Here is a 12395-nt window from a genome sequence, read left to right as displayed (position 1 = left end):
TAGCCACGGCATGAACCTGACGGTTTAAATGAAACGGGCACCCAGCAAGCCTCCCGCTCCCGATGCCAGAGACGCGACCCTCGCGGCCTATCGCAGGCATAAAATGGCCCGTTCCGTCCATGCTTTTGTCAGGGGCAATACGGCCCAATTTTATGAGTGGCTGAGCGGTGCCGAAGGGCGCGCGCTACCCCAGGGCCCGCCTATCTGGATAGCGGGCGATTGTCATGTAGGCAATCTGGGCCCGATCGGAAATATCGAAGGCAAAATCAACGTACAGATAAGGGATCTGGATCAGACTGTAATCGGAAACCCGGCGCATGACTTGATACGACTTGGCCTGTCTCTTGCAACCGCTGCCCGGGATTCTGATTTGTCGGGAGTTGTGACTACACAGATGATCGAGCAGTTAATGGCGGGCTACGAGGATTGCTTTGACGGAAATAAGGAAAAAGGCGGATCTCCTCGGCCTGAAATGATCAAGGTGACGGTAAAAGAGGCCGCAAGCCGGTCCTGGAAGGACCTGGCCAAGGAACGGATTGAAGATCCTACGCCGCACATTCCGGTGGGAGAAAAATTCTGGCCCATTTCAAAAGAAGAAAAAAAGACTATCGAAAAGATCTTCGAGAAGAAAAACGTATTTTGTCATATCACCCCTACGGGCACGAAAAACGAAGACACTGCCGCCAAAGTTCTTGATGCAGCCTATTGGATAAAAGGCTGTAGCTCGCTCGGAAAGCTTCGATATGCCGTTCTACTGGATATTAAAAATGGCAAAAACGGGAAAACAGGCCGCTGCCTGATAGATATCAAGGAGGCGGTTAAAGCCGTGGCGCCTGCGTATCCCGGCAGCAGCATGCCGGAGGGAAATGGCGAACGGGTGCTGGAAGGGGCGCGTCGCCTGGCGCCTTATCTCGGTGATCGGATGATTACAGGGCAGATTTTGGGGCGTTCTGTCTTTATACGGGAGTTGCTTCCGCAAGATATGAAAATCCAGATAAAACAGTTGACTCAGGATGAAGCCCGAAAGCTGGCACGATATCTCGCCGCTATAGTAGGCAGGGCCCATGCACGGCAGATGGACGTTGCTACACAGAAGCTGTGGAAAAAAGAACTTCAACATAACCGGGCAAAAAATCTGGACGCACCTTCCTGGCTATGGTCCAGTATCGTAGAACTTGTCGCGAACCACGCCGGAAGTTATCTGGAGCACTGCCGGAAATACAGCCATGAAAAGGCTGCCCATTGATCAACCACGGCTGAGTTATGGATTTTTCGTACGTGAATGGTTAATCGGAAACGGGCGGCGGCAACTGCTCAGCCAGGGTCGAAAGACCATAGCCGCTGGTGGCAACGCCTTCACCTTGAATGCGGAATGTTTGGCTAAAGCATAAGAGCACCCTCGGGTTTCGCTCGGCCCATCGGCACTGCTCTGCCCTGCGCGGTTGCATTCCGCGTCGTTGTGTTTTGCTCCGCACCCCAAAAAACCGCTCACTCCACCCCATCCGATTACCAGATTCAGGTTTAAGGGCTGAAGGGGAAAGAACACAACCTCCTGAGGCTGCTCGAACCCGCCCGGCATCGATCTCATCGCCGCTGCCATGCTGCTGCACGGCAGCGGCGAAACAGGAGCGTCTTCTTCAGTCCGGATCGCTGGACTCCTGACGCCTTTCACGCGCTCTCGACTATCGATCGGTGTACTTTAGTCCAATTGGACTTTGCCACGGAATGAGTATGATGCATTCCTATCGTTCGGACCAAAATGATCAGTCAGTTAAATTCTGCACGGTTTTGAATGGCGAAACGATGAATACGGTTAATAGACGAGGTTTCCGCGTCCACGGAATAGAGAGGGCCGATGGATGAAGGTGCCTGGTCGAGGAAACTAATGGAATAAGACGTTTCCATCCATACAACATATTATTTTAACGGGGACATGATGAGATTGATATCGGAATTCAGGAAGTTTTGCGGGCCACTTGTATTGGCCGGCGTTTTAGTGGCGGCGCATCCCGTCCATGCCGGCATTTACCATGAAATGGACAACGCAGGGATCACGGCAGAAACCGCCGAATACATTTCCTGGGATACGACAACCATATTCGGTGCGCTTCACGTTAACGATGGCGCTGACGTCTACGGTTTTGAATGGGCGGGCGGATTCTTCTTTGCCGATACCTTAGGGAAACACTGATTTAAGCCCGCACTGTAGAATATCTGAGTCATCCCATCCTTCACAATGCCCCCCGATGAAACGCCAGACGAGCTTTGCCGACATGGAGTACTCGGCGCGTCGCAAGCCGACGCGTCGCGAGCAGTTTCTGTCTGATCTTGACCGGCTGGTGCCGTGGTTGCAGTTGGTCGCACTGATTGAGCCGCACTACTACCGAGGCGAGCGCGGTCGCCCGCCGGTGGGACTGGAACTGATGCTGCGCATGTATCTGTGCCAGAACTGCCTGGGCCTGTCGGATGAAGGGATTGAGGACGCCATCGTCGACAGCATCGCGGTGCGCCGCTTTGTCGGTGTGGACCTGATCGAACGGCAGGCACCGGATGCTACGACGCTGCTGAAGTTTCGCCGGCTGCTGGAACGTCACGAGATGCCCGCGCGCATCTTCGGACTGATCCGGGAGCAGTTGGGACAGCAGGGACTGATCCTGCGCGAAGGCACCATCGTGGATGCCACCTTAATTGCCGCGCCACCCTCTACGAAGAACAAGGCACATGAGCGCGATGCGGACATGCATCAGACGAAGAAGGGAAACCAGTGGTACTTCGGAATGAAGGTACACATCGGCGCGGACGCGCACACCGGCCTTGCACACTCGATCGTCACCACGGCGGCGAACGAGCCGGATGTGAGCCAGATGCACAAGCTGCTCAACATGGTGGGATAGGCGACAGGTTTGAGTAGCCGGGCTCAGGCAATGCCACCCCTTGTTGCAGCGAAGCGTCACCCTTTTCGACGGGTTACGCTTCGCTGCACTCATTTTACCGAAAACTGATTCTCCGGAATTGAGGACCCATTTTATGGTGCTAAAAGTATGACAAAAAGAAGGAACCGGCGAGTTCAACTGATCATCGCAACACTTTTAGCAAGTCCCGTTTTAATGCCCTTGGTCCATGCCCAACAAAATCTCACCTTGGATGCCAGTGGTGCTGCGGCGGGCGCTGGTGGTACCGGAAGCTGGGACACGAGTTCTCCAAGCTGGTTCAACGGCACTACCTTTCAGGCATGGCATAACCTGGCGTCCGACAACGCGATCTTCGATGGAACGGCCGGCAGCGTGACGCTCGATACGCCAATCACTGCGTACAATCCTACTTTCAGTACGAATGGATATATTATCGATCGCGGCACACTCACGCTTAGCGGCGCCAGCCCCACGGTTATCGTCGACGCGCCCATGGCGATAATCAACTCGAATCTTGGCGGCAGCAGCGGTTTGAGGAAGGGCGGAGCGGGTACACTGGTCCTGACCTGAAAACCTGGGCTTCAGCGGCGTGACGACGGTCACCCACGGCACGCTACGCGTGGATAATGCAAATGCGCTCGGTACCTCGACGGCAGCTTCCGACCTGGTACTGAACAAGAATTCGACTTTCTTTTTCAATACGGACTTCACACATGATTACACCCTGATGGGCAACACGGTGAGCGTGCAAGGAGGAGAGGGGGCTACCTGGAACGGTTCCCCGACGCTGACCCTATCGACCATCATGAACTTGAATGGAGCAAACGACACATTATCGGGCAACCTAAGCGATACCGGCGCCCACGTGCTTTCCCTGACAAGAAACGGCACGGGCCGCATGACGTTGTCCGCAAATAACGCTTATACGGGCGCGACCACGGTCACTCAGGGCATTCTGCAACTGGGTAGCGCGAATGCGCTCTCGGCCGGCAGCAACCTGGCGTTCAACGGTGAAATTGGCACGGGTGGCTCAATCGAGCTGACCAGCTCGTCGGGCGACTTTACACGAAATCTTGACACTGGGGCCGGGCAGGTACAATGGGCCGGAGATGGCGGTTTCCAATCCTCCGGATCGAATCGGGTTGTTGATATTGGTGGCGCCGGTGCCGCGCTGGCGTGGGGGAGCGGTGAGTTTGTGCCTACCGGCCACCGGCTCATCCTGGGTGCTTCCGGCAATGGGATGCTTGATTTCCAGAACGGAATAGAACCTCGGCGGGGCGCTCCGTACGATTCAGGTCGAGGGTGGCGCCAGCAGTGGTCATGCTCGGATCAATGGTGTTTTATCTGGAGACGGCGGGCTGAACGTTGCCGGAAACGGCGCGTCTTTATTGGAATTGACCGCTGCCAACACCTACACGGGCGGCACGGTTTTGACTTCCAGCACGTTATTGGTGAGCTCGGATGAAAACCTCGGCGCGGCCTCGGGTACGCTTACCTTCAATGAGGCCACGCTGGTAAACACAGCGGCTTTCTCGACGGGGCGCAGCATCACGCTCAACACTCCCAATGATACCTTCCAGACCGACGGGGACCTGGTGGCCAACGGTGTAATAAGCGGTGGCGGCAGTCTGAACAAGACCGGATCAGGCGCGCTCATTCTGGCGGGTACCAACACCTATGCGGGGGCCACGACAATTACTGCCGGTACCTTGCAGGTCGGCAACGGCGGCACAACGGGCAATCTCTCGGGCGATGTCGATGTAATGAATAACGCGGTGTTGACTTTTAATCGTTCCGACAACAACAGCTATGGCGGCATTATCTCCGGTACCGGGTTGCTGAATAAAGACGGAGCCGGTGTGCTCGCATTGACCGGTGACTCAAGCGGTTTTGGCGGACATATGTTCGTGAATGACGGCACACTTGCGATAAGGGGGACACTGGGCGGTACGCTGGATGTGCTGGCCCGCGGCCGTCTGCAAAGCACCGGTACGACTGGAACTACCATTACAGCCGGTACCATTGCGCCAGGAAACTCGATCGGCGCGCTGACTGTCGACGGCAACTACACCCAGCTTCCCGGTTCCACTTATGAGGTGGAGGTTGAGCCGGGGAACCGCAGCGACCAGATCATCGTCAAGGGGGTTGGCAGATATTAAAGGGGGCACGGTTTCCGTTATCCACACGACCGGTTATTACGCGCCTGGCAGCCGCTATACTATTCTGACAGCCGACGGGGGCTTGTCGGGCCAGTTCGATAGGCTGACTCAGAATTTGCCGCTTATTAATCTCGGCCTGGTCTATGATCCAACCCATGTTTATCTTGACGTGCTCCGGTTTTGCACTATGGCTGGCACTCGTAATCAGTGTGCCGCCGGAAACGGTACGGAGAGTCTGGGGCCTGGCAACCTGATCTATAGCGCCATTGTTGGCTTACCCGACCAGGAGAGCGTGCGACGGGCATTCAACAATCTATCTACGTTCCGCTTCTCTTTCAGCAACAACCGATTCCACTCCTTTACAACAGCAAATAGGAGACCAATCATCGCAAAAAGTGTAATTGCAAAAATAACCTCCATCTCTTCAGTTACATCAGCTTTATATTCCGCATATATCGTTACCAGCGCGAATATTCCACCCATAGTTAAGCCGTAGACGAGCCATGTCAGTATTGTCATTACCAAGCCGCTCAAGATCCTGCGTCAGGCTGGACAGGGCCGACTGGGTATTATAGCCATAGCTGGTGGTGGTGCCGTTGCCCAGCGTCACCGTGGTGTAGAATCTATGGGGATAGCTCAGGGTCAGACCCCATAGAACCTCTAGACCCCATAAAACCTCTCAGTGAGAGTATTTGCTAGGAAGGAGTCTGGTTGAAATGTAGAAATAAAAGAAACAAAATGAGTCCGCCTACTATTAATCCCATCCTGATAAGGTGCTCACGTTTCAAGTTATGAATGGGATCATCCTTTGCCGCCTTGAAGCCCGGCTTGCGCTCGTCGATGAATTCCACATCCAGGTATCGGGCCAGTATGGCGCGAAGCAGCACCACAGCCCTGAAGTCAGGGTAGGTTGACGAAACATCGAACTGGAACAGCTTTCCCGATGCCTCCAGCGTGCAGATTTTCTGCGGGTAATTTGCGCTTGCGGTACCTACGCCCTTGGATACCATCCTCGTAACAATGTTCGCGCGGGTGATTTCCTTCCATTTATATGAATACTGTATCTTGGATTGCGTAATGGCAAGCCCTTGTTCCGAAAACTCGATGAACTCAACCGGCGTGGAAGTCGTGACATAGCTGAAAAGACTTCCACGTTCCAGATCCGACAACCTTTTAAACCGGATCGGCCCCTGCGAGAGGTCGAAGACTGGCACGTCCTCAACCATCAAGTTAGTCTGTTCCCACTGGGCGATATCTTCATAGGTGAAACTCATATGCCACAACAGTGCTTCTTTATCTGGGAAATTCTCGAAAACCCGCCGTGCGCTGCTATAGAGTTCTGCATATACAAGCGAACCTACTGCATGTGCAATGACCTTCTTATTCGTCGGCGCCTGCGCGATTGCTCGCTCAATCAGATCCTTTGCATTATCGAGATCCTCCTCTTCTATGCATTCAACAGCCATGTCGAGCAAGTCGCGGCCTGACGTGTCTAAAGCCATCGCATTCCTCTATTTTCTGGGCAAACTGTTGACAAACCCTCCCACCGTTTGGATACCACCCCCAGCCAGGCTAGTGCCGATCGTCTGGTCAAGGAGGCGAGTGGCGTTAGTGTTGACATTCTGCCTAAAGTCTGCTTGGGCTTTATAAATATCTATTGGCAAGTCGGGTTTTACAGGTGGTAACAGTAGCCCTGCTCCTTTTCCCAGCACCCCTCCAATACCAGCCGCTGTGACGACATCCGGTGGATTCGGTATCTTGCCACTCAATCCCGAATTGATTACATTTTCCACGCCGCCACCAATTGCTCCGGCAACGGCGGGGCTCCTAGTGACAAATCCTGCGGCGGTCCCTGCGAAGCCGGATATGAAACCCTTGCCCGCTGCGGCGGCTATCTCATACGCACTCGCTCCCGCCTGGCTTGCTCCATAGCCCTCAAATCCAGCGTTGATCACACCCCCTATTATTGGGGGCCCAATGAATATCGGAACGTTCCCATCCGGATCAATGTTATTCACCGGATCATTCCCCACATATGCATACAAGTTGAGATCGCTTCCATACCCCACCGGATCGGTCTGCAGGAACCGGCCGAGCGAGGGCGAATAGAACCGCGCCTTGTAGTAGTACAGGCCCAGCTGTCCGAGCAGCTGCTGGCCGGTATAGCGGAAGCGCACCCCCGTGGTCACGTTCGGCTCGCCGAAGGGGCCGTAGGTATACGTGGCGGTTGAGATGCCCGCGCTGTCGGCAGTGGCAGCGATGGAGCCCAGGTGGTCGCCGTACAGCCAGGTCTTGCTGCCCGTGCCGCTGCTTTCGTACCATACCAATGGCTCATCAATGCCCGGGCCGTATATATAGCGGCGCAGCAGGGTATTGCTACCATCGTACTCGGCAACCAGGTCGGGTCTATCGCCATCATACAGCAGGTTAGTGGTGGTTCCGGCAATAGTGGTCTGGCGAAAGCGGTCAAGCGCGTCGTATGCCAGAGTGGCCGAAAAACCGGTCTTGGCTGCACTCTTCATGCGATTCCTCGCGTCGTAGCCGTAAGTCCATGTGCCATCGCCAGTCAGGTTGCCGTTGCTGTCATAGCTAAGGGTCGCGCCAGCCGCCACGGTGTACTGGTTGAGACCGTTGGGGGTATAGGCTTTGGTGCCATTGGTGTAGCCGGTCCACTGGTAAGTGTTGTTGCTCCAGGCAGGGCTGATTATTTCCTGCGCCTGGTTGTGGCTATAGGTCCAGGTGTTGTCCTGAGCGGTGCCGGCAAGATCCTGCGTCAGGCTGGACAGGGCCGACTGGGTATTATAGCCATAGCTGGTGGTAGTGCCGTTGCCCAGGGTCACCGTGGTGCGCCGCGACAGGTCGTCGTAGGCGTACGTAGCAAGATTGGTCGTGCCCAGTTCCTTGATGTTGGTTGGCCGGTTGAGCGCATCGTAGGCAGTGGTAACATAGAACGGGGTGGCTTCCGGCCAGGTGATGCTGGTGCGGTTGCCTGCGGCGTCATACTCGTAGGTGAGGATTAAGTTTCCTTTTCGGAAGAATTTGCTCGGGCGCCCCGCGTTGTCATATACATAAGTTTGGTAATCCCCGATGAGGAAGGCACTGGTTCCGGTGAGGCGATCGCGCGCATCGTAAGTGAAGTCCTCCAAATCGTTCGGAACCCCCGGATAACTCCGCCGAACGAGGCGATTGAGGCTGTCGTAGGTATTGGTGATGGTTTGTGCGTCGCGCTTGCGCGTGGTGGCAATATTGCCATTATTGTCATAGCCGTATTGCTCATAGTCGGTAGTGGAGGACACGCCGGCCGTGACCTTGTCCGGGTACAGCATCTTGGCCAGGCGGTCATGGCCATCGTACTGATAAGTGGTCAGGTTGTTCTTCGCATCCTTGACAGTGGCGGGCAGGCCATTATTGGTATAGGTATAGGCGGCATAGGTTTGGGCCAATGCTGTGCCCACCGCGCGCTTGGTGTTCAGTACGCTGCCATCCAGGTTGTAAGTAGTTTCGGTCACCCGGTTGCCGCCTTCGCCGACCGTCAGATTCTGGGTTGTGCGGAAGAGCCGGTCCTGGTCGTCATAAACATAATCGGCCACCGCAACCGGCGCAGCCGCGGTGGGACAGGTGGCATCGGCCGCGGTCTGGCCCGGGCCCCAGGCCTTGAGCAGCTTGTCGCTGGGGGTATAGGTATTGCAGGACACCAGCCATAGGGCGCCGATCTGGGCGGATGAGCGGATGAGGTTACCGTCGGCGTCATAGGCCAGCTTGGTCAGCTTGCCCAGGGCGTCGGTCACCTGGATAGCCCGGCGCTGGTTGTCATAGGCGATGGTGGTGACGTCACTGACATCGGTGCGCGGCCCGTTGATCACGGTCGGGTTGCCCACGGTGTCATAGGTATAGGTGGTGACAAGGTTGAGCCTGCCGGTGCCGAAGTCCGCAGTGGTGGTAAGCGGCACATACTTGTTGGCGCTATTGTACCCGGTGGTATTGGTCACGTTGACGTACTCGGTGGTGTTGAATGTGACCGATGTCGGCAGGTAGAAGGTAGGCAGCCCTGCGATAATATAGCCAGTATAGCCGTAGGTCGTAAAGGGCCGTGTGAGATTAACGTCCGGGGGACGGGAGATGGTAAGCGGATCGCCCTGGGCGGTATAGGTATAGTCGGTAACGAATCCTTTGGGATCGGTCACCGTGGCTACTTTATTGAAGGCGCTTTCGTAGGTCATGGCGGTGACCAGCGTGGTCAGCCCGGAGCCCGTCTTGGGAATCCTGCTCAGGGTCTTGACGTTATGGGTGCAGCGCTTGTCGGCGGCTGCGCAGGGGGCATCGTCATACACATAGGTGACGCTGTTGCCTTCGGGTAACACAGTCTTGGCGAGACGCTCCTGGCCATCGTAGGTATTGAGAGTCACCTTGCCCAATGGATTGATGGCTCTGAGCACCTTGCCGAAAGCATCGGCATACGTGACGTTGCTGGTGCTATAAGGTCCAACTTCCTCGGAGCGCGAGCCGGCAAAGTAATAGGTAAAGAGCTTGCCGTTGGCGCTCGTCTGGGTATTCACCCGGCTCAGGGTGTCGTAGGTGTTGATGGTGTAGGCGGTGCTTGGGTTGGCCGGATAGAAGAACTTGGTCAAGCGGCCCGGCACGTCGTACTGGAAGGTGGTGGCCTTGGCGGCGGCGTCGGTGAAGGTCTGGAGATTGCCGTTGCCGTCATAGGCGTAGCCGATGCTGCGGGTGCCGTCGCCCACTGCGGTGACGCGTCCCGACACATTAGTCAATGTCAGGGTGCGGCCGAGGCTGTTTTGCACCTGCGTGAGGTCATTGCCCGTATAAGTGAATTTGACCTGCAGGCCGCTGGCATGGTTATAGGTGGCGAGCTTGCCGGCGGTATTGAAGTTGAGCCGGTCGCGGGTCAGTGTCTCATAAGTATAGGTCGTGTCGCCATTCAGGATCAGCCGTGCAGGATTGCCGGGCGGGGGATTGTAGTTGCCGTCGGGCAGCTTGACGAAGACCTCGCCGTTCAGGCCCTGGCGCACGATCACCGTGTTGTTGATGAGTTGGTCGCCGAACCAGCGCTGGCCCAGGATGGCGATGACCAGCTTGTCCAGGGGCTTGGCGGTATCCGAGAGCAGGTCGAACGAGACCATTAGCTCAACCAGGGTGGTTACCGCATCCAGTGCGGAGTCCTCGCCCATGCCCTGAAAGCCGTCGCTGCCCACCGTGGTGCTGGCGGCGAAATTATGGCTCCAGCCTTTGCCCAGGGGACCTGCCTGCAGCCGGGCGCTGGAACTGTAGAGCTTCTGGAAAGTAAGTGCGTGCGGATAGCTGCCGACACCGACCTTCATGTCATCATTACTATAAAGGTAATCTCCCGTCGTCATGTCGATCGGCTCACGTGAGAGATTCCCGGTCGAATACTGCAGGAAGGCCGGGCTCGGGGTATTACTGAAGGTGTTGCTGACATAGGGGGTGGGCAACTGGGGGCTGGATGAGAACCCACCCTTCAAACCACCTGTGATCAGGGCGCCTATGTTCAACTGGGTGCTGCTGATTGCAAAGTATCCGATCCCAGTCCAGGCACTCTCGGTCAGGTCGCAATTGGAGGGCAGGATCAGGCGGTAACTACCACTGATATAGGACTGAAAATTGGCTTTCTGCGCAGCGGAACAGGCCACCAGAAGGCTCTGAATATTGGTGCCGGTGGCATAATTGCTGGACGTGGCGTTGTAGATCTTGTCATTATTCTGTACAGCGATGTGACGAGACGTCCCAGTGTGTCGTAGGTATAGATAACCGAAGCGGATATTGCCGTCCCGCTCACCGTGACGGTGAGCAAACTCAGGAGCAACAACATGCGAAATTGAGAAGCCACTCTATATCCGATACGCGCCAATCGACCGGATGAAATGGAATATCCACTTGTTGCTTTTATTGTTTCTCGTATCATGCCCATCTCCTTTAGATGTCATCAGGAAAGCCTGTTATTCCAAATTTCTTTAGAAAGCTATCTAAAGCATCGGGAAGCGACGCTCTAGAGTGAGATCAGGATCGGATGCCTTAACTGCAGGTGATATCGGACGGGAGTCGCTGCTACTGGCGGGCATGACGAGTATGGAACAACACAAACACAATCACCAGATTCGTATTTGGCCGTTCCCGTTTGCTCTAACTCGGCCATGGATGACCGAATTTAACATCTGAGAGCTGCCATCAATTTGGCAAACAAAAGCGGAAAAACCATGCAATTCGATGGATAGAAATAGAAAAATACTTTCAAGGAATGTCGTAAACTCGATTAACCAATACTGAAAATGGAATTTTAAAATATGAATAAAACCGAGTTTATTGAAGCAATGGCAACCAGGACCGGATGCAGCAAAGCTGAAGCGAACCGCATGGTTGGCGCGCTGATCGAGATCATTTCGGATACGCTACAAAAAGGGGATTCGCTTTCATTGCCCGGATTTGGGTCTTTCGAGGTGCGTGAGCGTTCTGCGCGAACCGGCCATAACCCGAAAACAGGTGAAAAACTGGATATTGCCGCGTCCAGGATTCCGGCATTCAAGCCGGGCTCGGCGCTCAAGGCAGCGGTCAACGGAAAGAAGTAGGTTCAACAATCAATCATATTTTTGTGCCCGCAAAAATAGAGTCGATGTGCAGCGGAACGGAAAACCGGGCTAAGGCATTGCCATCACTCTGGGTCCCAATAGTAATCAGGCAAAAATGGCGCGCAGGCTGGATTTTCGCGGGCGCGAAAATACCAATGTGGCCTGTGATAGTGATAGTGGAAGAAACAGGATTTTCACGCTCGCGAAAATCTACCGTGGATCGGCCTGGTCTAAATGACTAGGCCGCTAATCAAGTGCTGGCGGCAATAGCCCCTCCTGGAATGCTTGATACTGCTTCAATCGCTCCAGGAGTGGATTGAGCTTTGTCCGTTGATTATCGGGCAGGCCGTTAAACGCGAGCCTCATGCGTTCCGGAGAATCGAAAACCCGCAGTCGTTCTTCCTCCGGAAGGTGCGCGAAGATCTCATCGGCGATGGGACGGCATTCAGCCATCAGCGCTGCCACCTCTGCCTCCATTGCCTCCAGCTTGGCGCGAACCTCCGCCTGTTCTTCGAGCGTGCCCCCGGCCACTACCAGCTCGCTGGTGCCGTCCTTGTAATACAGTCGGGACACGAAGCACCTCACGTTTCCGGCGCGGGCTTCGTCCAGGAGATGACGAAAGGTATTCGTGAGCCGTCGTTGGTTTCGGACTTTCTCCAAATCGGCAATCCCGATGGGTCGCTTATCGTCATTCGCCATTGATCATCCTCTGCCGTTTTCGA

Annotated in this window: 10 protein-coding genes and 1 pseudogene; 7 read left to right on the top strand and 4 right to left on the bottom strand. The window is 55.2% G+C overall.

What is annotated here, in order from left to right; translation table 11 throughout:
* Positions 1–28 precede the first annotated feature (28 nt).
* The 6 genes and pseudogenes from BUA28_RS08020 to BUA28_RS07990 all read left to right on the top strand — a co-directional run bounded on the left by BUA28_RS08020 (position 29) and on the right by BUA28_RS07990 (position 5071).
* Positions 29–1246, top strand: coding sequence for a DUF2252 family protein (locus tag BUA28_RS08020; protein ID WP_072767593.1), 1218 nt, complete (start codon positions 29–31; stop codon positions 1244–1246).
* A gap of 687 nt (positions 1247–1933) precedes the next feature.
* Positions 1934–2191 (top strand): hypothetical protein, encoded by a 258-nt coding sequence (locus tag BUA28_RS08010; protein WP_143148469.1) that lies wholly within the window; start codon positions 1934–1936, stop codon positions 2189–2191.
* A 55-nt stretch (positions 2192–2246) separates the two neighbouring features.
* Positions 2247–2882: pseudogene (locus BUA28_RS08005) on the top strand (IS5 family transposase); the annotation flags it as partial.
* 159 nt (positions 2883–3041) lie between these two features.
* Entirely contained in the window at positions 3042–3482 is a 441-nt protein-coding gene (locus tag BUA28_RS08000) for a hypothetical protein (RefSeq protein ID WP_143148468.1), read from the top strand.
* A gap of 19 nt (positions 3483–3501) precedes the next feature.
* Positions 3502–4377: an autotransporter-associated beta strand repeat-containing protein gene (locus BUA28_RS07995; RefSeq protein WP_072767589.1), complete on the top strand. Its 876-nt coding sequence runs from the start codon at positions 3502–3504 to the stop codon at positions 4375–4377.
* On the top strand, positions 4301–5071 hold the full coding sequence (locus BUA28_RS07990; RefSeq protein ID WP_072767588.1) for an autotransporter-associated beta strand repeat-containing protein: 771 nt from the start codon (positions 4301–4303) through the stop codon (positions 5069–5071). The genes BUA28_RS07995 and BUA28_RS07990 overlap by 77 nt, the downstream gene beginning before the upstream one ends.
* Positions 5072–5326: 255 nt before the next feature.
* Here the strand turns inward: BUA28_RS07990 and BUA28_RS07985 are convergent, their stop codons facing one another.
* The 3 genes from BUA28_RS07985 to BUA28_RS07975 all read right to left on the bottom strand — a co-directional run bounded on the left by BUA28_RS07985 (position 5327) and on the right by BUA28_RS07975 (position 10740).
* Positions 5327–5590 carry a hypothetical protein gene (locus BUA28_RS07985; protein ID WP_072767587.1) on the bottom strand — a complete coding sequence of 88 codons (264 nt, stop codon included), beginning with the start codon at positions 5588–5590 and terminating at the stop codon, positions 5327–5329.
* A gap of 176 nt (positions 5591–5766) precedes the next feature.
* Complete coding sequence (locus BUA28_RS07980; RefSeq protein ID WP_072767586.1) at positions 5767–6573, bottom strand: hypothetical protein; 807 nt, start codon at positions 6571–6573, stop codon at positions 5767–5769.
* 9 nt (positions 6574–6582) lie between these two features.
* Positions 6583–10740 (bottom strand): RHS repeat-associated core domain-containing protein, encoded by a 4158-nt coding sequence (locus BUA28_RS07975; RefSeq protein ID WP_072767585.1) that lies wholly within the window; start codon positions 10738–10740, stop codon positions 6583–6585.
* A gap of 651 nt (positions 10741–11391) precedes the next feature.
* On the opposite strand from BUA28_RS07975, the gene BUA28_RS07970 reads away from it, so the two are divergent.
* Positions 11392–11673, top strand: a complete 282-nt coding sequence (locus BUA28_RS07970) for an HU family DNA-binding protein (protein ID WP_072767584.1) — start codon at positions 11392–11394, stop codon at positions 11671–11673.
* Between the two features lie 246 nt (positions 11674–11919).
* Here the strand turns inward: BUA28_RS07970 and BUA28_RS07965 are convergent, their stop codons facing one another.
* Complete coding sequence (locus tag BUA28_RS07965; RefSeq protein WP_072767583.1) at positions 11920–12372, bottom strand: hypothetical protein; 453 nt, start codon at positions 12370–12372, stop codon at positions 11920–11922.
* Positions 12373–12395 lie beyond the last annotated feature (23 nt).

The sequence above is a fragment of the Nitrosospira sp. Nsp11 genome (assembly GCF_900142705.1).
Taxonomy (GTDB): domain Bacteria; phylum Pseudomonadota; class Gammaproteobacteria; order Burkholderiales; family Nitrosomonadaceae; genus Nitrosospira.
This window is presented reverse-complemented; position numbering and strand designations above follow the sequence as displayed.